At 59.3% G+C, this 23,075-nt stretch carries 23 protein-coding genes, 3 tRNA genes and 3 pseudogenes; 6 read left to right on the top strand and 23 right to left on the bottom strand.

The window, feature by feature from the left end:
* Positions 1-97: 97 nt before the first annotated feature.
* The 12 genes from ACLH1I_RS04950 to ACLH1I_RS05005 form a co-directional block, all read right to left on the bottom strand.
* Positions 98-625, bottom strand: a complete 528-nt coding sequence (locus ACLH1I_RS04950; protein WP_048324490.1) for an anti-virulence regulator CigR family protein — start codon at positions 623-625, stop codon at positions 98-100.
* A gap of 368 nt (positions 626-993) precedes the next feature.
* On the bottom strand, positions 994-1,965 hold the full coding sequence (locus tag ACLH1I_RS04955) for an ABC transporter ATP-binding protein (protein WP_130944658.1): 972 nt from the start codon (positions 1,963-1,965) through the stop codon (positions 994-996).
* Positions 1,962-2,942, bottom strand: a complete 981-nt coding sequence (locus tag ACLH1I_RS04960) for an ABC transporter ATP-binding protein (protein WP_023318454.1) — start codon at positions 2,940-2,942, stop codon at positions 1,962-1,964. Before ACLH1I_RS04960 ends, ACLH1I_RS04955 begins: the two co-directional genes overlap by 4 nt.
* Positions 2,939-3,889 carry an oligopeptide ABC transporter permease gene (gene opp4C / locus ACLH1I_RS04965; RefSeq protein WP_151628655.1) on the bottom strand — a complete coding sequence of 317 codons (951 nt, stop codon included), beginning with the start codon at positions 3,887-3,889 and terminating at the stop codon, positions 2,939-2,941. The genes ACLH1I_RS04960 and opp4C overlap by 4 nt, the downstream gene beginning before the upstream one ends.
* Positions 3,886-4,845, bottom strand: a complete 960-nt coding sequence (locus tag ACLH1I_RS04970; RefSeq protein ID WP_004202926.1) for an ABC transporter permease — start codon at positions 4,843-4,845, stop codon at positions 3,886-3,888. Before ACLH1I_RS04970 ends, opp4C begins: the two co-directional genes overlap by 4 nt.
* Positions 4,846-4,889: 44 nt before the next feature.
* Positions 4,890-6,593: an ABC transporter substrate-binding protein gene (locus tag ACLH1I_RS04975; protein WP_004202925.1), complete on the bottom strand. Its 1,704-nt coding sequence runs from the start codon at positions 6,591-6,593 to the stop codon at positions 4,890-4,892.
* 148 nt (positions 6,594-6,741) lie between these two features.
* Entirely contained in the window at positions 6,742-7,785 is a 1,044-nt protein-coding gene (locus ACLH1I_RS04980) for a methionine ABC transporter ATP-binding protein (RefSeq protein WP_048326362.1), read from the bottom strand.
* A 52-nt stretch (positions 7,786-7,837) separates the two neighbouring features.
* A complete protein-coding gene (locus ACLH1I_RS04985) occupies positions 7,838-8,614 on the bottom strand; it encodes a MetQ/NlpA family ABC transporter substrate-binding protein (RefSeq protein ID WP_017899539.1) in 777 nt (258 codons plus the stop codon).
* A 31-nt stretch (positions 8,615-8,645) separates the two neighbouring features.
* Positions 8,646-9,320, bottom strand: coding sequence for a methionine ABC transporter permease (locus tag ACLH1I_RS04990; protein WP_194418528.1), 675 nt, complete (start codon positions 9,318-9,320; stop codon positions 8,646-8,648).
* Between the two features lies 1 nt (position 9,321).
* The gene (locus ACLH1I_RS04995) at positions 9,322-10,545 is read right to left on the bottom strand and encodes an SfnB family sulfur acquisition oxidoreductase (RefSeq protein WP_198079713.1); all 1,224 of its coding nucleotides are present in this window, start codon (positions 10,543-10,545) and stop codon (positions 9,322-9,324) included.
* A gap of 270 nt (positions 10,546-10,815) precedes the next feature.
* On the bottom strand, positions 10,816-11,499 hold the full coding sequence (locus ACLH1I_RS05000; protein WP_151385226.1) for a CatA-like O-acetyltransferase, family 1: 684 nt from the start codon (positions 11,497-11,499) through the stop codon (positions 10,816-10,818).
* Positions 11,500-11,530: 31 nt separating this feature from the next.
* Positions 11,531-11,914 carry a VOC family protein gene (locus tag ACLH1I_RS05005; RefSeq protein ID WP_004202917.1) on the bottom strand — a complete coding sequence of 128 codons (384 nt, stop codon included), beginning with the start codon at positions 11,912-11,914 and terminating at the stop codon, positions 11,531-11,533.
* A 90-nt stretch (positions 11,915-12,004) separates the two neighbouring features.
* Between ACLH1I_RS05005 and ACLH1I_RS05010 the strand changes: the two genes are divergently transcribed.
* Complete coding sequence (locus tag ACLH1I_RS05010) at positions 12,005-12,775, top strand: DeoR/GlpR family DNA-binding transcription regulator (RefSeq protein WP_004202915.1); 771 nt, start codon at positions 12,005-12,007, stop codon at positions 12,773-12,775.
* A 3-nt stretch (positions 12,776-12,778) separates the two neighbouring features.
* Here the strand turns inward: ACLH1I_RS05010 and ACLH1I_RS05015 are convergent, their stop codons facing one another.
* On the bottom strand, positions 12,779-13,408 hold the full coding sequence (locus ACLH1I_RS05015; RefSeq protein ID WP_023318448.1) for a LysE family translocator: 630 nt from the start codon (positions 13,406-13,408) through the stop codon (positions 12,779-12,781).
* A gap of 249 nt (positions 13,409-13,657) precedes the next feature.
* Between ACLH1I_RS05015 and ACLH1I_RS05020 the strand changes: the two genes are divergently transcribed.
* Positions 13,658-14,293, top strand: coding sequence for a carbonic anhydrase (locus ACLH1I_RS05020; protein WP_004202911.1), 636 nt, complete (start codon positions 13,658-13,660; stop codon positions 14,291-14,293).
* A 47-nt stretch (positions 14,294-14,340) separates the two neighbouring features.
* Here the strand turns inward: ACLH1I_RS05020 and ACLH1I_RS05025 are convergent.
* The 4 genes and pseudogenes from ACLH1I_RS05025 to ACLH1I_RS05040 all read right to left on the bottom strand — a co-directional run bounded on the left by ACLH1I_RS05025 (position 14,341) and on the right by ACLH1I_RS05040 (position 16,998).
* Positions 14,341-15,355 (bottom strand): annotated as a pseudogene (locus tag ACLH1I_RS05025) (zinc-dependent alcohol dehydrogenase family protein).
* Positions 15,356-15,507: 152 nt separating this feature from the next.
* Complete coding sequence (locus tag ACLH1I_RS05030; RefSeq protein ID WP_004202908.1) at positions 15,508-15,717, bottom strand: YdgH/BhsA/McbA-like domain containing protein; 210 nt, start codon at positions 15,715-15,717, stop codon at positions 15,508-15,510.
* Positions 15,718-15,801: 84 nt separating this feature from the next.
* Positions 15,802-16,517, bottom strand: a pseudogene (locus ACLH1I_RS05035) (hypothetical protein).
* 45 nt (positions 16,518-16,562) lie between these two features.
* Positions 16,563-16,998: pseudogene (locus ACLH1I_RS05040) on the bottom strand (winged helix-turn-helix domain-containing protein).
* 400 nt (positions 16,999-17,398) lie between these two features.
* Here ACLH1I_RS05040 and ACLH1I_RS05045 point away from each other — a divergent pair.
* On the top strand, positions 17,399-17,548 hold the full coding sequence (locus tag ACLH1I_RS05045) for a hypothetical protein (protein WP_002907802.1): 150 nt from the start codon (positions 17,399-17,401) through the stop codon (positions 17,546-17,548).
* A gap of 87 nt (positions 17,549-17,635) precedes the next feature.
* Here ACLH1I_RS05045 and ACLH1I_RS05050 read toward each other — a convergent pair whose 3' ends face one another.
* Positions 17,636-18,472, bottom strand: coding sequence for an MBL fold metallo-hydrolase (locus ACLH1I_RS05050; RefSeq protein ID WP_151385224.1), 837 nt, complete (start codon positions 18,470-18,472; stop codon positions 17,636-17,638).
* Between the two features lie 7 nt (positions 18,473-18,479).
* Entirely contained in the window at positions 18,480-18,995 is a 516-nt protein-coding gene (locus ACLH1I_RS05055) for a hypothetical protein (RefSeq protein ID WP_048294980.1), read from the bottom strand.
* Positions 18,996-19,151: 156 nt separating this feature from the next.
* Here ACLH1I_RS05055 and ACLH1I_RS05060 point away from each other — a divergent pair, with 156 nt between their 5' ends.
* Positions 19,152-20,036 (top strand): LysR substrate-binding domain-containing protein, encoded by an 885-nt coding sequence (locus tag ACLH1I_RS05060; RefSeq protein ID WP_032456178.1) that lies wholly within the window; start codon positions 19,152-19,154, stop codon positions 20,034-20,036.
* Between the two features lies 1 nt (position 20,037).
* Here ACLH1I_RS05060 and ACLH1I_RS05065 read toward each other — a convergent pair whose 3' ends face one another.
* On the bottom strand, positions 20,038-20,958 hold the full coding sequence (locus tag ACLH1I_RS05065) for an AraC family transcriptional regulator (RefSeq protein ID WP_057215636.1): 921 nt from the start codon (positions 20,956-20,958) through the stop codon (positions 20,038-20,040).
* 97 nt (positions 20,959-21,055) lie between these two features.
* On the opposite strand from ACLH1I_RS05065, the gene ACLH1I_RS05070 reads away from it, so the two are divergent.
* Positions 21,056-21,808, top strand: a complete 753-nt coding sequence (locus tag ACLH1I_RS05070) for an SDR family oxidoreductase (protein WP_004202898.1) — start codon at positions 21,056-21,058, stop codon at positions 21,806-21,808.
* Between the two features lie 121 nt (positions 21,809-21,929).
* On the opposite strand, the gene ACLH1I_RS05075 is transcribed toward ACLH1I_RS05070, so the two are convergent.
* From ACLH1I_RS05075 to ACLH1I_RS05085, 3 genes are all read right to left on the bottom strand, one after another.
* Positions 21,930-22,006, bottom strand: a tRNA-Val gene (locus ACLH1I_RS05075).
* A gap of 4 nt (positions 22,007-22,010) precedes the next feature.
* Positions 22,011-22,087: transfer RNA gene (locus tag ACLH1I_RS05080), tRNA-Val, on the bottom strand.
* A 4-nt stretch (positions 22,088-22,091) separates the two neighbouring features.
* Positions 22,092-22,168, bottom strand: a tRNA-Val gene (locus tag ACLH1I_RS05085).
* Positions 22,169-22,421: 253 nt separating this feature from the next.
* On the opposite strand from ACLH1I_RS05085, the gene ACLH1I_RS05090 reads away from it, so the two are divergent.
* On the top strand, positions 22,422-23,000 hold the full coding sequence (locus ACLH1I_RS05090) for a TIGR00730 family Rossman fold protein (protein WP_004202897.1): 579 nt from the start codon (positions 22,422-22,424) through the stop codon (positions 22,998-23,000).
* The last annotated feature ends 75 nt before the right edge of the window (positions 23,001-23,075 follow it).

The following is a 23,075-nucleotide window of genomic DNA, read 5'->3' on the forward strand; positions in this document are numbered from 1 at the left end:
GCCATTATCTTAGCGATGATGCCAGTGAGTTGTCACTCTCGAGCGCCAGGCACAAAAAAAGCCTCGCCGGGGCGAGGCTTTTCAATAAGCAGGTGAGTTAGTCAAACACACCGTTAATCACGGCGGTGACAATGGCAGTGCTCAGCGCTACCAGCACCAGGTCATCGCCGACCGCCCGCCATTCATAGCCCGGATAATAGGGCAGATCGTTAATCATAGAAGCTGGCAGGGTCTTTTTCGCGATACCCGGAGGGAGCGGTTTGCCGCGGGCGACATTTTTGGCGATACCCGGAGGCAGCGCCTGATAGCCGACCAGACCGTAGTTCACGGCCAGGGAGCGCGCCCGTGAGAAGCTAATATCGCTGTCGACGTGGTCCGGCTTGCCGTAGCTTTTGCGGTTGCCATGATCGGCGGTGGACTGACCTTTATTTTGTCCTTTATTACCATGGTCGCCGCTGTTACCGCTGTTACCATGATTGCCGCTATTGCCATGGTTACCACTGTTCCCGTGATTACCGCCGCCATTGCCATTACCGTTACCCGGGTTGGCATAGGCCGGTGCCGCCATGACGGCGAGAGAAATAACCGCCGCCAGTGCTGTTTTAATAGTGCGACGCTTAAGCATGATCTTGCTTCCTTAATGTGGAGTACACGCTTAAAAAATAAGATAACGCTATGCCTCAGGCAATCTCATATAGTCTTATTTTTTTCCGGGATTTCACGGGAAGGTCATTAAGGGATAGCGGGACGCGGGCGAGCAATTCCATTGCTGCGTTTTGACAGACGGGCGCCCGCGCCCCGCTAAATTTGTCGCCGGCAGGATCGCTCCCGGGCGTGTCGCAAAAAAATGCCCGAAGCCATCGGGCAAAAATGAACAAAAATATTACGCTTCATTCATAACGCGTCTCACAAGACGGAGCGGATAGTAAATCCTGGCGCCGCTGCGCACAATCGACCGGTTGTTTAGAAATAAATAACCCCCGTCGGCCGCGCTCAGGACGCGACCCAATGGCAGGCTACTCGATGGCCAGGGGCCATCTCGCGCAGCGCCGGCGCTTCTCTGCGGCACCGATCGCCGGCCTGCGGGCAGCGAGATGAAAAGCGGCAGCCGGCGGGAGGGTTGGTCGGATCCGGGATCTCGCCTTGCACCAGCGCCTGCGGTTCGCTGTGCGGGTCGAGGGTCGGCACCGCCGCCAGCAGAGCGCGGGTGTAGGGATGGAGGGGGCGGCTGAACAGCGCATCGCGGCTGGCGCTTTCCACCAGTTGCCCGAGATACATTACCGCCACATCGTCACATAAATGCTCCACCACCCCGAGGTCGTGGGAGATAAACAGAAACGTGACGCCGCGGTCGTCGCGCAGGTCGGAAAACAAATTGATGATCTGCGCCTGAATCGATACATCGAGGGCCGAGATGGGCTCATCGGCGACGATAAAATCCGGGTTGAGGATCAGCGCCCGGGCAATACCGATCCGCTGGCGCTGGCCGCCCGAAAACTGATGCGGAAAGCGGGCGTAGTGTTCCGGCGCCAGGCCGCAGATCTTCATCACGTCGATCACCCGGTCATAGAGCTCATCGCGGGTGCAGAGCTTGTGCTGCAGCATGGCTTCGCCTATCGCCTCGCCAATACGCAGCCGCGGGTTCAGCGAGCTGTAGGGATCCTGAAATACCAGCTGCATCCTCGGCCGTATGGCGCGCAGGGCGGGCCCGGGCAGGTCGGCCAGCTCCTGACCGTGAAATTTCACGCTGCCGGCGCTCTTCTCGTACAGGCCAAGCAGGGTTCGGCCGACGGTGGTTTTGCCGCTGCCGGACTCACCCACCAGGCCAAAAATAGTGCCCAGACGGATGTTAAAGCTGACGCCGTCCACCGCGCGAAGCTCGCCGGTCTGCTGGCCAAAGAGGCCGTCGCGCAGCGGAAAATACTTCTTCAATCCATCCACTTCAATAACATAGCGATCGCTCATGCTGTCGCCTCCGCAAATTCGCTATAAAAGCAGGCGGCCCGCTGGCGCTCGCCGAGCAGCGGCGGAATCGCCTCCCGGCAGCGCGGCGTCGCCCGTTCGCAGCGCCCGGCAAAAGCGCAGCCCGCCGGCAGGGCGGCCAGATCCGGTACCTGACCGGGAATCGAGTACAGTCGCCGACGCCGCTCGCCCGGCACCGGGCGGGAGGCGATGAGCCCCCGCGTATAAGGGTGCTGCGGATGGCGTAGCACCTCCGCCGTGGCGCCCTGTTCCACGATCCTCCCGGCATACATCACCACCACCTGTTCGGCCATCTGCGCGATCACCCCCAGGTCGTGGGTAATCAGCATCATCGCCATCTGGCTGGCCCGCGCCCGGTCCCGCAGCAGGCGCAGGATTTGCGCCTGCACGGTGACGTCCAGCGCGGTGGTCGGTTCGTCGGCAATCAGCAGTTTGGGCTGACAGCTCAGCGCCATGGCGATCATCACCCGCTGCAGCATGCCGCCGGATAGCTGGTGGGGGTAGCTGGCCATCAGGCTGTCGCCGCGCGCCAGGCCGACCTCGCTTAGCAGCCGGGTAGCCAGCTGCCAGGCGGCTTTCGGCGTGGCGCCGAGGTGGCGGATCGCTGGTTCGCACAGCTGTTCGCCGATGGTCAACACCGGGTTCAGGGCCGACATCGGTTCCTGAAAGATCATGGCCAGCTGGTGGCCGCGCAGGTCGGCCATCTGTCTGGGGTTCAGCCGCAGCAGATCGCGGTCCGCGAAACGAATTTCGCCGCCGTCGATGCGCGCTGCCTGCGACGGCAGGAGGCCCATCAGCGCCATGGCGGTGACGCTTTTGCCGCAGCCGGACTCGCCCACCACGCCAACGGTTTGCCCGGCCTGAATCGTGAAAGAGACGTCCTGCACCGCGCGCACGCGATGACGTTCGCCAGCGAAAGAGACGGAGAGATGATTAAAAGAGACTAACGGTAGGGTCATTTCAGCCTCGGTTTCATATTGGGATCCATGGCGTCGCGCAGGCCATCGCCCAGCACGTTAATGGCGATCACGGTGAGAAAGATGGCGATCCCAGGCGGCATCCACAGCCAGGGACGGCGCTGGAAATCGATCAGGCTATTGGCGGCATCCATCATATTGCCCCACGACGGCGTTGGCGGCACCACGCCGAGGCCGAGATAGCTCAGCGCGGATTCGCTGAGAATGGCGTTGGCGACAGCCATGGTCGCCATCACCACCAGAATCGGAATGGTATTCGGCAGCAGGTGGCCAAACAGCCGGCGACGCGCCGACAGGCCCAGTACTTGGGTGGCCAGCATAAAATCGCGTTCGCGCAGGGAGAGACATTGCCCGCGCACCAGCCGCGCCAGTCGGGGCCACTCCAGCAGGCTGAGCATTACCACCACCATATAGATGCGCGAGTCCGGGGAAAAATCGAGCTCGGAAAGCATCGCCCCGGCAACAATCAACAGCGGCAATCCAGGGATGGTCATCACCAGGTCGGCCACGCGCATGATCACTCTGTCGGTTAACCCACCGACATAACCCGAGAGGGCGCCGAGCAGATAGCCGAGGAATACCGACATCACCATGGTCAGCAGGCCGATAATCAGCGAGATGCGCCCGGCCAGCAGCAGGCGGGTGTAGACATCGCGACCAAGGAAATCGGTCCCCAGCCAGTGTTCCGCGCCGGGCGGTTGGTTGATGCTCAAGGCGTCGGTGGCATCATCTTTCCACGGCGACCAGACGGGCCCCAGCACGCACCACACCGCCATTACGGCCAGCAGGATCAGGCAGAACATGGCTAGCCGGTTACGGCGCAGCTGTCGCCATCCCTGGCGCCAGGGAGAGGGGGGAATGTGCGCCAGCACCGGGATAGCCGCCTGCCGCTGGCGGCGACGGGAAGCAAAGTAAGACAGGATCATCATGACCTCACCCGAATACGCGGATCGGCCCAGGCGTACAGCACGTCGGCGAGCAAATTACCGACTATCGTCAGCACCGCCAGAAACAGAGTAAACCCCATCAGCACCGGATAGTCGCGGGCGGCCAGCGAGTCGATATGGATGTGGCCTGCCCCCGGCCAGTTGAATACCTTTTCGGTAATGATCGCCCCGGAGAACAGCCCCGGCAGCTCAAAGCCCAGCAGGGTGATGATCGGCAGCAGGGCGTTGCGCAACGCATGTTTAAGGATCACCGTGCGCTCATGTAACCCCTTGGCGCGGGCGGTACGGATAAAATCCATTTTCACCACGTCGAGCATACTGGCGCGCACATAGCGCGTCAGGCTGCCCGCCTGCAGCATCACCAGCGCCAGCACCGGCAGCGCCAGGTGGGCAGCCACTTGCAGCACATACTGCCAGCCGCTTTCGTCGCTGCCGGTATTGGTCATCCCGCCTACCGGCAGCCAGTGGAGATCGACGGCAAACCATTTAATCAGCAACAGGCAGAGGAAAAAGGTGGGGAATGACATGGCGGCAAACACCGCAACGCTCACCAGATGATCAAACCAGGAGCCAGGTCGCAGGGCCGACACCACGCCGACCGCCAGGCCAATGCCCCAGTAAAAGACCAGCGCGACGCTGGCCAGCAGAAAAGAGTTCCAGATGTACTGATTGAGCAGTTGGCTGACCGGGATCTGATACTGCAGCGAAAAACCTAAATCGCCTCGCAGAAGCTGTCCCAGCCAGTGGAGATAGCGGGTGAACAGCGGCTGGTCGAGGCCATAGATCGCCTTCAGCTCCGCAGCGCGGGCGGCGGTCAGGGTAATATTGCCATCGATAAAGTCGCCGGGGGTTTTGGCAAACAGCATAAAAATAATGAACGAGGCCAGCAGTAGCATCGGCAGCGTTTGCAGCAGGCGCCTCAGGATGAAATTTTTCATGACGATCTCGCATCAGCCGCCGGTTAACCCGGCGGCCAGGGGATTTACTTAACGATTTTCACATCCGGCAGGCTGCCGGTCAGGCCGTTGTAGATATCCGGTTTAAAGCCGGTGACGCGGGCGCTGCTGGCGGAAAGGATGTTGCGATAGCCGAGCAGGATCACCGGCGGATCGTCGGCCAGCACTTTATACAGCTGGTGATAGATCGGCTTGCGCTTTTCGATGTCGAGCACCGCGTTGCCGGCGTTAATCAGCTTATCGACCTCCGCGTTGTGGTAGCCGGACTCTTTAGCTTCGCTGCTGTAGAAATCCCATACCCCGTCGTGCGGGTCGTTGAGAGTGCTGGTGCTGAACGAGGCGAGATCGTAATTTCCGGCTTTGCGCTGCGCCATCAGAGCGTTGAAATCCACCACCTGCGGCTTAAGCAGCACGCCGATCTGCCGCCAGTTCTCTTTGGCGATGGGGATCAACGCATCGTTGAGCACCTTCTTGCTCACCAGCAGGGTTAGCTCCAGGCGTTGGCCCTCTTTGACGCGGATACCGTCGGCGCCAGCTTTCCAGCCGGCCTCATCCAGCAGCTTTTTCGCCTGCGCCGGATCGTAATGGTAAGGATTGACGCCTTCTGCGTTAAAGGCCCAGGAGATCGGGGCGATCGGCTCGATGGCGACTTTGCCGTACCCCTGATAGACCACGTCGATCAGCTTCTGCCGGTCCAGGCCGTAAATCAGCGCCTGGCGCACCCGCTTATCCTGCAGCGCCGGACGATGAACGTTGAATTCCACCTGGCTGTAGTCGCTGGAGCCGTAAAGATTAATGTTGGCGAAGCCGAGCATCTTCAGCTGTTCGATATCGTCAGGACGCGAGGTAAAGGCGTCGTAGTCGGTCTCCCCGGTCTGGAACAACTGGAAGTTGGTCGACGGATTGGTCACGCGATAGATAAAGCGCGGCGTTGGCGGCGTCCCACGGTAAAAATGGCTATTGGCATGGAAGCGAATTTCCTGACCGGGAATATAGGTATCGTACACGTAAGGGCCGTTGCCCAGCGGCTTGCCGTGCAGTGAGCGCAGATAGTCGAGATGTCCCCGTTGATATCCTTTGCCGTACCAGGCTTTCGACAGCACTGGCCCGCCAATTTTGGCCAGCGTGGTGGCGCCTGGCTGGGTGGTGGTCACCTGAAGAGTGAGCGGGTCGATGACCTTCAGGCCGCTGACGCTGTCAGCCTTGCCGGCTTTGTATTCTGCGCCGCCAGCGATATTGGCCAGGGTGATGTCGGTATCGCCATCATATTTGGGGTCGAGCAGGACCGTCAGGGTAAAGGCGACATCTTCCGCCGTCAGCGGTGAACCATCGCTGAAGGTCAGACCAGGGCGCAATTTAATGGTATAGACTTTACTGTCCGGGCTGACCGTCCAGCTCTCCGCCAGCCCCGGGACCAGCTTGCCCTGGCTGTCCCAGTCGATCAGGCGTGAAAAAATGACGTTCGTGACGTTCTCATCCCAGCCGTTGACGAAAAAGTAGGGGTTAAAGATCCCCTGCGGCTCGGAGATCCCGGCCACCACCGTGTCTTTGCGCAGCTTGGCGCTGGCCGGGATCTGACTGGCGTCAGTGGCCGGGGTGATGCCTTCTTTCAGGAGACCCTCAGCAAAGACAGCAGAAGAAAATGCTACCACGCCGCCGAGCAGGGCCACTTTTAGCGCCAGGGCGAAGCGGGTTTTTTGGGTTTTTAATCCTTGTTGTAATCTGGACAAAAGTGCTACCTCATCAAGTGATTGCGTGGTGATTTACAATTCATGACGAAAGATAAGAGGCGCACTTCGCCCTGTCTAACACTGAAACGCTATGATTTATAACCAATTATCCTTAGCAAAGGATCGGAAATATAATTCCATTCTATGGCTATGGCGCAGTGGTTTCCGCTGCCTGAAGAGGGTGGGTCAAAATGCTGTCCGCGACCCAGCCATCCTGCACCAGCGCGCTGGCGGCCAGCGGCCCGCTCAGCCGGACCTGCAGCTGGCCGATGACCCGGCCCTGGATACGCTCGCAGTTGCTGTACAGCAGGCGGGCGTCGCCCCCCAGCAGGCTGGCGATATGCTGCAGATTGGGTTCGCGACCGCTGCTGCCGTCAAACCGTAAGGTCACGATCTGCTCGCCGTCGCGCAGCGATGGCCCGGCCTCCGGGCGATCGGGGTGCTGCAGGCCGAGCATAGCGCGCGTCACCGGATGCTGCGGGTTGCCAAACACGCGCCAGACCTCCCCCTGTTCGACAATGCGTCCGCCTTCGAGCACACTGACCCGATCGCAGAGGGTGCGAATAACCTCCATTTCGTGAGTGATCAGCACGATAGTCAGCCCCAGGCGCTGGTTAATCTCCTTCAGCAGGGTTAACACCGACAAGGTGTTTTCCGGATCCAGCGCCGAAGTTGCCTCATCGCACAGCAGAATTTCCGGTTGAGTGACCAGCGCCCGGGCGATGCCGGTTCGCTGTTTCTGGCCGCCGGAAAGGCGGGCAGGGTAGCTGTCGCGCAGGGCGCTGAGGCCCACCAGCTCAAGCATTTCCGTAACCCGCCGCTGACGTTCGCCGGCCGGGATGCCAGCCATCTTCAGCGGCAGCGCAATATTCTGCGCCACGGTTTTGGTGGCCATCAGGTTAAAGTGCTGAAAAATCATCGCCACCCGCCGACGCAGGTCGCGCAGCTGGCGCGGGGAGTAGCGAACGGTCGACTCGCCGTGGATGAACATCTCGCCGCTATCGGCACTTTCCAGGCGATTAAACAGGCGCAGCAGGGTGGATTTTCCGGCGCCGCTGCGGCCGATGATGCCGAAAATTTCGCCCTGACGGATGGTCAGGTCAATGTCCTGTAGCGCCTGCACGCCGTTAGGATAGGCTTTGCTGATACCAGCAAACTCAATATGGATCGGTGGGGCGGGGATATGCGTCACGATGATGCGCTCCGTTTGCCCGGGCAGCGGCTGTCGCCGCTGCCCGCGGTGATTAAAATCCGGGTAAAATTTTGCCCTGATAACGCGTCAGAATGAACTGACGAACGGCGTCCGAATGCAGCGCTTGCGCCAGTTTCTGAATGCCCGGGTCCTGAATATTGTCCGGACGCGCCACCAGATATTCGACGTACAGATCGCTGCCTTTTTCCACCAGCAACGCTTTATCGGTGTCGATACCGGCCTCCAGCGCATAGTTGGCAAAGATAAAGGCGAGGTCGACCTGCTTCACCGCCCGCGCCAGCATGGCGCCCTCCAGTTCGCGGATTTTAAAGTGATGCGGGTTGCTGGTGATGTCCTTCGTTGCCGATTGCGGATTGTGCGGATCCTTGAGGGTAATCAGCCCGGCGTTGCTTAACATCACCAGCGCGCGTCCGGTGTTCACCGGATCGTTAGGAATGGCGATCGTCGCCCCGTCCGGCACCGCGGTGAGACTCGTGTATTTGCTGGAGTAGGCGCCGAAAGGTTCGATATGCACCCCGACTACCGGAACAAGGTTGGTATGCCGGGTCTGGTTGTAGTTATCGAGAAACGGACGGTACTGGTAGTAGTTAGCGTCGAGGTGTTTCTCCGCCAGCTGCTGATTGGGCTGTATAAAATCGTTAAATACTTTGATCTGTAAATCGACGCCTTCCTTTGCCAACACGGGCTTCACAAACTCCAGGATTTCCGCATGCGGTACCGGCGTGGCGCCGACGATCAGCGTCTCGTTAGCCATTGCTGTGGTGGAGAAGAGGGCCAGAAGTCCGGCGGCGATAATGGATTTTTTCATGATAGTGATTCCTGAAACCTGGAAAGGTAAGTTATTTACGGCTGACGTAGCGCACCAGGCGGTCGCCGCTCATTTGCAGAAGCTGTACCAGCGCAATCAGCATCAGGACGGTGACCACCATCACGTCAGTCTGAAAGCGCTGATAACCAAAACGAATGGCCAGATCGCCCAGCCCACCGCCGCCAATCACCCCCGCCATCGAGGTGTAGTCGACCAGCAAAATGGCCGTCACGGTCACAGCGGCGATCAGCCCGGCCCGCGACTCCGGTAACAGCGTGTGCCAGATAAGCTGCCAGGTGCTGCCGCCCATCGACCAGCTGGCCTCCACCAGGCCGTGCTCCACCTCGCGCAGAGCGGTTTCCACCAGCCGGGCGAAGAACGGGGCGCAGCCGGCGACCAGCGGCGGAATGGTTCCTTCCACCCCCAGCGAGGTGCCGGTCAGCAACGTGGTCAACGGGATCATGACAATGAGTAAAATGATGAACGGCAGGGAGCGCAGCACGTTGACGCACAATGACAACAGGTGGTAAAGACGCGGGGCGTACAGCAAACGCGGCTCGCCGGTGAGATAGAGTACGATCCCCAGCGGAAGGCCCAGCAGCACGGTCCAGCCCAGCGACCAGGCCAGCATGGTGAGGGTATCGAGGGCGGCCTGGGCCACATCGCTCCAGTCGATTTGTGCGAAAAATGCCAGCAGACTTGTCATATCAGTTCCAGTCATGTCGTTGCGGACGAATACCGAGCACCCAGTTTCCGAGCAGCTGATACTTCCAGCGTACCGGGTCGTGCAGGGTGTGCACCCGGGCATTGCGCCAGTGGCGGTCGAGGTTGAGCGACTCACCGGTAGCCCGCGTGCCCCCCAGCTCAAACAGGCGGCTGGCGGCCTCCAGCGCCACTTCAGTGGTCCAGATTTTGGCGCGGGCGACGGCCAGCGACGCCTCGGCGACATGTTCCTCACTGAGGTCATTTTTATAGCGGTCGAGCACCCGTCCGGCCCGCTCCAGCAGCGCGTCGGCAGCGGCAAGACGGCTATCCAGCTGACCGATATGGTAGATAGTCAGCGGGTCGTCACTGGCCCGCGCCACACCGGCGTCGATCCACGGTCGGGCGCTGTTGCGCACGAACGCCACGGTATCGTCCAGCGCCGCGCGGGCGATACCGGCGTCTATCGCCGCGGTGGTCAACTGGGCGAAGGGGCCGGCAAGGGTCGGGCTGGCGTAGGACTTCCACGTTGGGAAAAGGTGGAAGGGATTGACCGGAAGATTATCGGCCAGTACGGTGCCGCTGGCGGTAGTTCGCTGACCGAGGCACGCCCAGTCATCGACCACCGTCAGCCCCGGGCTGTTCTGTGGCACAAAGGCGAGCTGGGCGCGATCGTCAGCATCCAGCGCCAGAATGCCAATCCAGTGGGCATACAGTGATCCGGTGCAATAGCCTTTACGGCCATTGATCCGCAGCCCCTCGGCGCCTTGCACGATACGGGTACGAATATCGAGGACCGTTTTCCCCCCGGTTTCCGACAGGGCATTGGCGAAGCGATAGCCTTGCAGTACCTGGGCGAAAAAGAACGCCTGCTGGTCGTCGCTGCCCTGCAGACGAATATCTTCCAGCAGGCAATAGTGGTTCTGGGGAATCTGACCTAACGATGGATCGGCCGCGGAAAGAATGGCAATGACCTGCGCCAGGATCGCGGCCGAGACCTCGGCGCCGCCAAAGCGGCGCGGCACCGTAATACCCCACAGCCCGCTGTTGGAGTAGGTGTTGACGATCTCCACCGGGACGATACCCGTGCGGTCGCGCTCGGCGGCGCCGGGTTTGAGCACGGCGGCGATCTCATCGGCGATGGCGAGGGCTTCCGCATCGCTGGCAATAATATGCGCCTGCGGCGAGGACTGGGTGTAAGGCAGAGCGGGTGAACTGGCTGACATCATCTTCTCTCTTATTCAGTGAATAGCTTATGCGTAAATTGGATAAATAAATTATTCGTAATGCTCATGGGTTATATGTATGAGTAAGCAAAACACATGCCAGCGAGAGAGGAAGGCCGGTTGGCGATATTTAGCGGGCTGGCTATGTCTGCTGACGGAGCGGACTGCTGCAAATGCAGCGCACTTTTGCGCTGCCTGTTGCAAAGGCGACAGTTAGGGAAAAGCGACCTCCGGACAGAGGGAAGGCTGCCCGGCGGTGAGTGTGGTGAGTTCTCAGCGATCCTTCGCCGTAGGGGGAAGCAGTGAGGGGGCGGTCGCGGTTAGCGGCTGCCAGAGCCGCTCGGGGTCGCGAAACCCCGCTTCGACGAGGGCGTAAAAGCGGCTGGCATGGAGACCATCGACGAAGGCATGGTTAAATCGCCCGGCTACCGGGATCACGCCGTTCTGCAGTTTCCCCCAGGTGAGCGCAGGAACCGCGGCGCCCACCGCGTATTCCGCATGGGTCATCGAAGTAAAGTGGAGCCACGGCAGACAGCTGGCGCAGATAAAATGTTCGCCATCGACGATGAGCGGCGCCGGCGATGTCTCTCTTGCCGCGACGATCTTCGGCGTTGCCGCGGCGCTGAAGGCGGTGAACTGGGCAGCGTTGTCGCACCATACCTGGCGGAAGCCCTCCTCAACGGTCATCACCGGCGTCATGACCGCCAGGCTGTCATATTCAATCACCTCGCCATCGCGCACGCGCTGTCGGAGCTGCGGCACCCCGTTGGCCGCGCGCAGCAGGGCATAGAGCGCGAGCTGAAAAAATGAGACCCGCCGGTCCTTCGCACATTCGTACAGGCGCTGCGCCTCTATCGGAACGCAGAGATTAAAGCTGGGGTTGGCAAATTGTCGGTAAAAGGTGAAATGGTCCCGGCGGGGCCAGGCCGCGGTGTCGATGATCCGGTAACGTGCCATGGATGCCTCCTTATAGCTGGCGGTCTACTGACTATGCGACGATTTCAATCAGGTTGCCATCGGGATCGGCGATCACCGCCTCATAATAGCCGTCGCCGGTGGTGCGCGGGGGTGAAACCAGTATTCCCGCCGCTCCGGCGCGTTGGGCAAGGGCATCGACCTGCTCTGCACCGCCCACCGAGAGGGCCAGATGCGCCCAGCCGGTATGGTTATTATCCGCGCTGGCCTGCTGCAGGCCAGGCTTGGTCATCAGCTCGATCACCACCTCGTCGTCGATGGTGACAAAATAGGAGGCAAATCCGGGGTTGGTCTGGCTGAGGTATTTTTCATTGATACTGGCGGCAAAGAACTCGACCCAGAAGCGGGCCTGAGCCTCAAGCTGTTGGGTCCACAGAGCGAAATGGGCAATTTTCATAGTAAACCTCCGGGCTGGAACATTGACAATCACAGCAGGGCAGACGATCATGCTTACTGTTGCTCGTTTATGATTATTTAAGGAGTTGCTTTGCTCGATTATGCTGCTTTTCCCCAACAGCGACAAGCGCTGATTTGCCAGATCCTGCAGGAAAACGGCAGAGTGGTGTGTGCGGATCTGGCGGCGCGTCTTCAGGTGTCTGAGCATACTATCCGCCGCGATCTGCATGAGCTTAGCCGCGAAGGCGTCTGTAAAAAAGTCTACGGCGGGGCGGTGTTGAGCCTGCCGGAAGCGGGAGACTACAGTGAACGGAAAGATAAAAACCGAGCAACAAAACTCAGGATCGCGCAGCAGTGCGCCCGGCTGGTGAAACCCGGCGGCACTATTTTCATTGATACCGGCACCACCAATCTGGCGATGGCCGAGGCGCTGCCCGCCGAGCTGGCGCTGACGGTGGTGACGAACTCTCCGGAGATCGCCGCGGTGCTGGTGAAAAAGCCGCTCTACGACGTGGTGATGCTCGGCGGCCAGGTACAGCGGGCAAGCGGGGGCTGCGTTGGGGCCGCGGCGGTGGCTCAGGTGCAGGGGATGTTATTCGACCAGGGGTTTATCGGCGGCTGCGCCATGGCGCCAGAGTCAGGCCTGACCGGTTTTGACTATGCCGACTGTGAGTTTAAGAAAGCGGTGATTAAGCAGTGCAGCGAAATTATCATCGGCCTGACCTCGGATAAAATTCCGGCGGTGGCGCGGTTCGTGGTGGCCGCGAGCAGCGATATCGATGTGCTGGTGGTGGAGGAGAATATTAGTCGCGAATATCGCGTTGCCTTTCAGCAACACGATATCCGTATCCATACCGTGTAGCCGCTAGCGGGTGAGAGAGGTAGCGATAAGCCGCAGGCCCAGCGCCCCCAGCACCGTCGCGGTGGCGATATCGATTCGCCGCTTCAACCGCAGGTAGACCCGACGCGGGCGATCGGCGGAGAGCACCAGCGCCACCAGTGAATACCAGCTAACGTCAATCAGAAAACTCATCAGCGGCACGATGTAATAGAACGCGGTGGGGATCTGCGTCGGCAGCAGGGCGGTAAAAATCGAGGCAAACACCAGCGCGGTTTTGGGATTGCTCAGCTGGGTATACAGCCCGTCGCGGAAGGTCTTCAGCAACGAATGGTTGCCGGCCATACCGCTGGCGGAAAAATCCATCGGCTGCGCCGAACCGCGGAAAATCTTATAGCCCAGCCACAACAGGTAGAGCCCGCCCGCTACTTTCAAGCCAATAAACAGCTCTGGCACCGCGGTGAGCACCTTCTGCAGGCCCAGCATCGCCATAATAGAAAAAATGGCGGCGCCGGCGCCGGTGCCGAGGGCGGTCACCAGACCGTGCAGGCGCGAGCGGGCGACCGCATTGCGCGCGACAAAAATAAAGCTCGGGCCGGGACTGATCACGCCCATGATCAGCACCGCGGCAATGGCCATCAGGCTGGATAAGAACATAGCAACTCCTGGTGTGTTCGCCGCCGTCAGGCGGTCGGCAACGTGGGGACGGTACGAGCAGACAGAGTAGCAAACTGGCTCAGGAAAGCACGTGAAAACCCTGTGGAATAGGCGAGGCTGAATGGGCATCCGCGGCGCGCGTTTTCTGCGCAACTGTTTGAATAACGATTCCCATTCTTGTCAGCAATGGTAAACTGAATAACTGTGATCTTTGTCATACCGTAATAACTACAGAGAAGAGACACTGCTATGCAACATATCATTGAGGGCTTCCTCAACTTCCAGAAAGAGATCTTCCCCCAGCGTAAAGAGCTCTTCCGCAGCCTGGCTTCCAGCCAGAATCCCAAAGCGCTTTTCATCTCCTGCTCTGACAGCCGTCTGGTGCCGGAACTGGTTACCCAGCAGGAGCCGGGACAGCTCTTTGTTATTCGTAATGCCGGGAATATCGTGCCGTCTTTCGGGCCGGAGCCGGGTGGTGTATCCGCGACCATTGAGTATGCCGTGGTTGCGCTGGGCGTGACTGATATCGTGATCTGCGGCCACTCAAACTGCGGGGCGATGAAAGCGATCGCCACCTGCCAGTGCCTGGAGCCGATGCCGGCGGTGTCTCACTGGCTGCGCTACGCTGATGCTGCAAAAGCGGTGGTGGAAAAGAAAACCTGGGCCAGCGAAACCGATAAGGTCAACGGCATGGTGCAGGAAAACGTCATCGCTCAGCTGAACAACATCAAAACCCACCCGTCGGTGGCGGTCGGCCTGCGCGACCATACCCTGCGCCTGCACGGCTGGTTCTACGACATTGAAAGCGGCGAGATTCAGGCGCTGGATAAAAACACGAAATCCTTTGTTTCGCTGTCGGACAATCCGGACGTCTTTTTCGAATAAAGCCGTTCCCAGGGCACGGAGGCCCTGTTCATCTCATTTCCTCACCCCTACCACTCCACGCAAATTTTGCCGAAATGGGCGCCGCTTTGCAGATAGCGGAAGGCGTCTGGTAAGGCCGCAAAATCAAACACTTTATCGATGACCGGCCGCGACGCCTGCAGGTTCAGCACGTTGACGTAGTCCTGTTGTTGCCGGCGATGACCCACCACCAGCCCCTGCAACCGGGCCTGTTTACTCATCAGCAGATGGGTGGGCACATGACCTTCGAAGCCAGTCAGGACGCCGATGAGGGCGATGTGTCCGCCAACACGTACGGCTTCGAACGACTGGCTCAGGGTGCCCGGTCCGCCGAGCTCGAGGATAATATCGGCCCCGCGATGACCGGTGATGTCCTGCACCGTAGCACCCCACGCCGGGGTGGTGCGGTAATTGATGAGATGGTCAGCCCCCAGGGCGCGCGCGGGCGAGCTTTTCATCTGATGAGGAGGTGACGATGACTTGCGCGCCCATGCTTTTCGCCAGCTGCAGGGCGGTTATCGACACGCCGCCGGTGCCGAGCGTCAGCACCGTATCGCCCGCTTTTAGCCGCCCCTCCACCACCAGCGCGCGCCAGGCGGTGAGGCCGGAGGTGGTGATAGTCGCCGCTTCCCTGAAGCTCCATCCGTCAGGCGCATGGGTAAAATGGCTGGCCGGTCTGACCACATACTGGCAGGCAAACCCCTCGGCGCCGTCGCCCGGGGTCTGGCTGAAGTCCTTCACCTGCGGGCCAGGACGGCCATCCAGCCACTGCGGGAAAAAGCCAGCCACCACCCGGTCGCCTGGCTGAAACTCGCTGACTCCGGCGCCAACCGCTTCGACCACCCCCGCGCCGTCCGCCATCAGGATCCGCCGATCGGCGGTAGGAATCACCCCCGTCGCTATCAGCAAATCGTGATAATTCAGGGAGGTGGCGTGGAGCGCTACGCGGATCTCGCCTGCCGCCGGCGCGCCGGGGTCGGCAAGATCGACAAGCTGCAGATTGTCCAGTGAACCGGGTTTGTTGACGATCCAGGCTTTCATCATCGGGTTCTCTTTTCCGGGGGATACGGTAAGTATTGGCCCGGAATTGGCTGAACGCCACAGCGCGCCGCTCAGGAAATCACTGCCCGGAGAAAGAGGCGAAAAAAAAGCGCCGTTTTTGACGGCGCTTTTTTCATTGCGAAAGAACGAAGAGATTATTTGCTCAGCTCAGCCGTCATATGGACGCGATTATTAAACTGGGCGCTGGTGATTTTATAGGACGCACCCTGCTCGGCGGCCTGGGCGGCGATTTTGGCTTCAGCACGGTCCAGGGTGGAGGCGGTGGCGCTGACGCTCTGGGCGAAGCTAACGGAAGAGAACAGTGACAGTGCAGCAACAGCAACGAAAGTTTTGATGGATTTCATGGTCGTATTCCTTAATCTGGTGTCTGATATAGGGCTTGTCGCCCTGATGTGATAAAGAATACGCGCAATACCTCGTGGTTAAAATCAAAACAATTTGCGAAACTCATTCAAATTATATGAATGATTTTCGGCGGTCGCGATGCGGCACGTCGTTGCCGGGCTGGCCGTACTCCTGGTCTATAGCAACTGTGATCGGCGCAGAGGTGGCTAAACGTGGCCTCCGCGGTCATAAAATGATGAAAATGAGTATGGCTGACGAGGCGAAAATTCATTTTGATCCGCTCCAGTCCGTTATAAACCCGCTTTCGATTAACCCCCAGCGCGTCCGCCATCTGATTAATTGACTGTCCGTCGACCACGCCACAAATCATCTGCATCTCCAGGTCATTAAGTGGGGCTCGCAGCCGGGAGGAGTGACTCTGACGCTGATGGCGCGGCGCGAAAGGGCGGCTACGGTCTGCCAGCCGGCGCAGAAGGCGGCCGATCTCGTGAACGCTTTCCCGCTGGCTGACCCACAGGAGGGTATCTGCGTAAAAGGCGCGCCCGCGTCTCACATTGTTAGCGGAGGTAAATCCGACCACCAGACCGGGATAGCGCAGGGCTAATTCAGCAGCGGCCTGATAATCGTGATAGTTTTCCAGCGCTAAAATAATCACATCCATCCCGGCCAGATCGGGCAGATGGCTGAGCGGCAGTGAATGAATAATATTCAGACCGGACAGGGTTTCCTGAATATCTCTGAAACACTGGGCGAGGCCGATATTAAAATAAATATTATTGCTGTGAATTAAAATATTCAAAGAATAAACCCTGTTGCAAGCGATCTAAACGGCGTGGAGAGGAGATTAATTGCGAACCAGGAGCTTATTCATATCAGCAGGCGAGTTGTTTATATAATTCATCATGCCCGGCGGTTTGAAGGAATAAATTTCGGCTACGCAAGCAGGATTAATATAATACCCTGCGCATTTAACGCGGACAATTAACGTGCTTTCGACCCCCCGCCTGGTTTAAGCGAGATTTTAGGGTCTGGATAACCTGCCATAATCGCTGCGCGGACGGACGGAGATTATTTTTTTCCCAGACGTTAATCATTAACTCTTCATCGCTGACCAGACGTTCTCTGCCATGCGCCAGCAAATACTCCAGTAAACAAGCCATGGTGCTGCGCAGCTGAACCTGCGTTCGCGTCCCACGTAACGCGATAATTTCCCGATGATGCAGGCAGTAGAAAATATTATCCGCTAACTTATAGCCAAGTAGTTTATAGCCTGTAGTCATCCACCACTCCCTGACAAATCCCCGTATTGCCGGTGCAGAGTACCCGCCTGCGGCGGTCTGACCAAGTGAATTTTATTAGCTAGAATAATCAAAACAATTAACCACATTGGCATACATAACTAGAATAAAAATCTGATAATCTTGCTCTCTTCTGTTGGATTATGTGGTATAGGAAAAGTCTTAATCAAGCGGTGGCCGAAGTTAAACGGTTGAAAATATAGGTGGCGAAATCAAAAAATCGCACTTACATTGATCTAGATCAATTTAATACCTTTCAGGTGGCAATCACCATTTACATAGCAAAACAAAGATTGAAATAACTACGTTTAAGCGGTGATAAGCTAATTCTGAACTTATGGAATTACCCAGGGAACTGTTCATTACTTTCAGGAGCGTTTTTATGGTCATTGCAACTCGTAAGCCTCTGTGCAACAAACGCTGGTCCGCCAGCCCGGCCTCTCAGGATCTTCAGTTGACCCAGCTGCGTCACCCATGGGTCGCCACCAAAGCCAGCTGCAAAAGTAAAAAAGGCTGGAAGAGCCGCGGTTAACGGCTAGTCCACTTCCCCAGACACCACGCCCCGGTCGCGTTAATGTCACGACCGGGGTTTCGCTGTGATCGGTGTTCGCCGCGAAGGTCACACCGGGCGCAGGCAGTAGCCTGAGGCGGTATTCTCCACGCGGGCGAAACCCGGCAGGCCAAGATGCATACCGGCGATGAGCCACCCTTCGCGGGCGGCCTGGCGCAGCAGACTTTCCCGTGTATGCCGGGCCTGGTCAGGATCGACGTCAAATGCCACCGACACCTCTGGCCGGGCGCTCTGGATCGAGGGAAAGTGGACGATATCCCCCCATATTAGCAGCGACGTTCCGCCCGCCTCAAGGCGATATCCGGTATGCCCTGGCGTATGCCCGGGCAGGGGACATGGCCGGATCCCGGCTACCGGCTCGTCTTCATCAATATCACGAATTTGCGTCGCGCAGATCGCCATTATGCGGCGGACGCGCAGCACGTTACGTTGTCCACGATCGCTGGCGTTGTCCAGTGTCGATGGCGCCAGCCAGTAAGCGCTTTCCCGTGAGGGCAGGAACACCATGGCGTTGGGATAAGCCGGTGTACCGGCGGCGGTCAGCAGGCCGCCGATATGGTCCGGGTGCGCGTGGGTGAGAAGGATGGTGTCAATTTCCTCAGGGCGCACGCCGAGCAGCGCCAGATTGGCAATAAGCGCGCCGCCGACGCCGTTGGCCCCGCCGGTGCCGGTATCCACTAGCAGCGTGTGCCCGCGTCCGCGGATCAGGTAAGCGCCGATCTCGATGGCCTCCGGCGAGGTTAACCCGGCCTGGCGCTGCAGACGCGCCGCCTCTTCAGGGGCGATCCCCGCGAGTAGCGTCAGCGGCGCCGTCATCTGACCATCACTGATGGCGCTTATCGTCAGGTCGCCTGCTGTCAGGGTATAAAAGGGAGCTGGTGTCATGTTGACCTCACGCTTGCTCCGCCGGGTGACGCAACCTGGCGGTAATGGGCTGATAGATAAAGACCGCGGCAGAGGTGACCCGGTGATGCAGGTCGTCACGCGGGACGATGGCGGCATAGCGGGTATGCCGGGTGGCCAGACCCCCGGGCTGCAGGACGATCGGCGCAGCGACGGGCAGGGCTTCCGCGGTATCGCTCAGCAGCAGCACCTCGTCAGGAGCCACCTCCCGCAGCGCGTGAGTCGTGAGATAGAGGTGGCGATGCCAGTCGGCGATCGCCGATTGCCAGCGGGCAAAATGACCCCCACCATTGCGGCGATAGGCGTCGCTGTCGAGGACGGCGGCATCGCGGATATCGTGTAGGGCCAGGTAGCGAGGGCAGCCCTCGCTGAACGCGCAGAAGCGCTGGGAGGCATGAAAACCGGGCACCGAGACCAGCGCCGGCAATTTTTCCCGATTGTAAAAGGTATTCCACGCCGCTTCGCTTTGCGGGTCGGTGTAGGCGCATTCGACGACATAGAGCATAGTGACCTCGAGAGACAGATGATTCAGCGCATAACGCGCTTTAGTGAGTTTTATTCATCCTATCCGGCAATAATGGCGCTGAAAAACGATGTTTATTCATCACTCAGTGATATTCTGTCACTGAATTTCAATGGGCCCGCACAAGGAGCATTGGCTATGCGTCGTAAAATCCCCAGCAGCGCTGCGCTACTGGCCTTTGAGGCCGCCGCCCGCCACGGCAACTTTGCCCGCGCGGCGGCGGAGCTCGCGTTAACGGAAGGGGCCATCAGCCGGCAGATCGCCCGTCTGGAAGCGCTCCTCGACAGCAAACTATTTGACAGGATCGGGAGCCGGGTACGGCTCAATCCGGCCGGCGCCCGCTATGCCAGACAGGTCCGCGAGATCCTCAGCAGGCTGGAGCGGGAAACCCACGACGTTAGCGGGATGCCCGCCGATGGCCGCAGTCTCGAGATCGCCGTGCTCCCCACCTTCGCCAGCCGCTGGCTCATCCCCCGGCTCGGGCAGTTCACGGCGCAGCATCCGCATATCGTGGTCAATATCGCCGCCCGCAGCGACCCCTTTATTCTGCCGGGCAGCGGATTTGATGCGGCCATCCATTTTGATCACCCGGCGTGGACCGGAATGGATGTGACGTTTTTGTTTGCGGAATATCTGCTGCCGGTCTGTCATGCCGCGCTGCTGACGGATGACGATCTCCCGGGGCTGCTGAACCGGCTGCCGCGCATTCATCGGCGGCAAAACCCGGACGCCTGGCTGCACTATGCCCGCGAGTGCGGTCTGGCGCTGGATAACCCGGCGCAGGGGCCGCGCTATGATCTGCATGAGATGGCGATCGCTGCGGTACTCAGCCAGCAGGGCGTGGCCCTGGTGCCGAAGATGTATGTGGAGAGCGAACTGCGCAGCGGGACGCTGGTCGCCCCATGGCCGGGCTTGCCGACGCTGGCCAAGCGCTTTTGCCTGATCAAACCCGGCGGCGGCGAGGGGGAGCCGGCGCTGCAGGTGTTTGAGCGCTGGCTGCAGACGACGATTGCGGCAGGTTAACTTATGGCGGGCCTGGGGGGCACTGCGCCGCCCGCTGGCGGGCATATTTGCCCGGCGATATCCCGGCATATCGGGTAAAGGCCACGCTGAACGCGCTGGTCGAGCCATAGCCGAGGCGCTCGGCGATATCCGTTATGCTGATGCCCGTCTCGCCCAGCCACTGCATGGCCAGGGTCATGCGCCAGCTCAACAAATAGCCCATCGGGGTCATTCCGGTCAGGCCGGTAAAGCGTTCAAATAACGTCGAGCGAGACAGCGCGCAGTCGGCGGCCAGGGCGTTGACGGTCCAGCGTCTGGCGGGGGCCTGATGTAGCAGGCGGATTGCCTGGGCGACCCGCGGATCGCTCAGGCCGCGCATCAGTCCGGGGGTGGCGAGCGTTCCGCAGGATCGGATGGCCTCGATAAACAGCAGCTCAACCATCCGCGCCAGAACGAAAGATTTGCCTGCGCGATCCGCCTGGGCTTCCTCTTTCAGCAGCCCGACAAAGGTGGCCAGCCGCGGCTGGTCGCGAACCACCACTAAGGCGGGCAGCAGGGAGGTTAGCAGGCTGGCGTTATCCGAATCGGCAGCGCAGTGGCCAATCAGCGCCTGCATCTCCGCTGGCTGGTCGAGAGCTCCCAGGCGAAAGTGTTCCGCCGCCAGTTTCACCGGGGTGGTCTCCAGCGCCGGTGAAGGCGGCGGGGTCAGGCTGGTTAACGCGAAACGGTACGCCGCCGGGATCAACATAAAATCCCCGGCGCGCAGGATCTGCGGCGCATGCTGGTCTATTTCCAGCCGACAACCGCCTTCCAGTACCACGCCGTAGAACGACATTCCCTGGTCTGAACGTTTAACGCGCCATTCTCCCGCCCCCTCAATGGTTTTGGTCAGCACCGCTCTGAGATTGAGCATCGCTATGATTTCCGCCAGCGGGTCGCTCATTTCCGGACTCCTGCTAAAGAATAATGGATTATTGACCCTATATCGTCCGGAGCGGGCTGTCTATGATGAAAAGGAAGAAACCAACGGAGACAGAGAGATGCAAACGATTATGATCACCGGCTGTTCATCGGGTTTTGGTCTGGAGACGGCACGTTATTTTCTTGAACAGGGCTGGAAGGTTATCGCCACGATGCGGGTTCCGCGCGAGGATCTGTTGCCGGCCAGCGACCGTCTGCGGCTGGTGCGTCTTGACGTCACCTCAGCGCAGAGTATCGCCGAGGCGATTGCCGAGGCCGGAGAGATTGACGTTCTGGTCAATAACGCCGGAGTGGGGATGCTCAACGCCCTGGAGGGGGCGTCGCACGAGGCGATAGCGAACCTGTTTGCCACCAACACGCTTGGGACTATCGCCATGACCCAGGCGGTACTTCCCCGGTTCAGAGCGCGCCGTAGCGGGACGATCGTTAATATCACCTCGGCGGTCACCCTGCAGCCGATGCCCCTGCTGGCGGTCTATACCGCGAGTAAAGCGGCGGTGAATGCCTTCACGGAGTCGCTGGCGCTGGAGCTGCGGCCCTTTAATATTCGCGTCGGTTTGATCCTGCCGGGACGCGCTCCCCAGACCCGCTTCGGGGAAAACGCGCGTCGAACGATGGGCCAGCTCCCGGAGAGCTATGCGCCGCTCGGCCAGCAGATCCTCGACAGCATCCAGGATAACGCCAGCGTGACGCAGGCTGTCGATGTGGCTCAGGCCGTCTGGCGGATGGTGAACGATCCTCAAGCCCCTTCGCGGTTGCCGGCAGGGGAGGATGCCCTGGCGATGGCGCAGGCTATTCATAGTCGCGAATAATCGGGTTTTGCTTTGTCGCTGGCAGGGTTTGATGACGTTCAGGCTGGAAGCGCAGAAGGCGTGCGTTTTCCGGTCACGATGCAGCAGGCTAATGTTGAGAGGGAATGATACGAAACGAGATTGGTGCGTCTGAATGGACTCGAACCATCGACCCCCACCATGTCAAGGTGGTGCTCTAACCAACTGAGCTACAGACGCATTATGGTGCGTTTAATTGGACTCGAACCAACGACCCCCACCATGTCAAGGTGGTGCTCTAACCAACTGAGCTATAAACGCATAATGGTGCGTTCGATTGGACTCGAACCAACGACCCCCACCATGTCAAGGTGGTGCTCTAACCAACTGAGCTACGAACGCAATGTTGTGGTGACAACGGGGACGCATATTAGCGGCAGGCAGGGGATGTGGCAAGAGGTAAACGTCACTTTTCTTGTACATTGTATGCGATTGCGGATCTTTTACCCACTCCGGAGATATTTTACTGAACCACAAGGATATTTCTTCGCCAGCAGGCGCCTCGCCTCTCTTTTCTTTGCCGGTCTCACCCTGCGCGTAAGGGTTGCCGTTGTGTTAAATTATCGCCCACCAGAAGAGAGGAGTAATAAGGAAGATGAAATCGATTGGTATTTTCTGCGGTTCTTCAGCTGGCGAACATCCGCTGTATCTCGAAACCGCCCGACGGGTTGGCCACATGCTGGCGCAGCAGGGACTGGCTGTTGTCTATGGCGGCGGCAAAGTTGGCTTGATGGGGGCGGTTGCCGATGCGGCGCTGGAGGCCGGGGGCACGGTCATCGGCGTAATGCCGCGCGGCCTGGTGGAGCGGGAAATTGCCCACCGCGGGTTGACGGAGCTGCATGTGGTGGAGGATATGCACGAACGGAAAACCAAAATGGCGGCGCTGGCCGACGGCTTTATTGCTCTGCCGGGCGGAGCGGGGACGCTTGAAGAGATTTTCGAACAGTGGACCTGGGCGCAGTTGGGCATCCATGAAAAACCGTGCGCATTCCTGAATATCAAGGGGTATTACGATCCGCTGCAGGCGATGGTCAATAACATGGTACGGGAAGGATTTATGCACCCGCGCTACGCGGAGATGCTGCCGTTTGCTGCTTCGCCAGAGGAGATTATCGCCGGTTTCCGCGACTATACGCCGCCGGCCCGTAAATGGGTTCAGCAGCCCGCTATTTAAACATCAAGCGAAGGGTAAACAGCGCGCAGACGATGAGCATAACCAACAGCAATTCGAAGCGATAGCGTTGCAGCA

Source organism: Klebsiella sp. 1SOBk10mer (assembly GCF_046602535.1).
GTDB classification, from domain to species: domain Bacteria; phylum Pseudomonadota; class Gammaproteobacteria; order Enterobacterales; family Enterobacteriaceae; genus Klebsiella; species Klebsiella quasipneumoniae.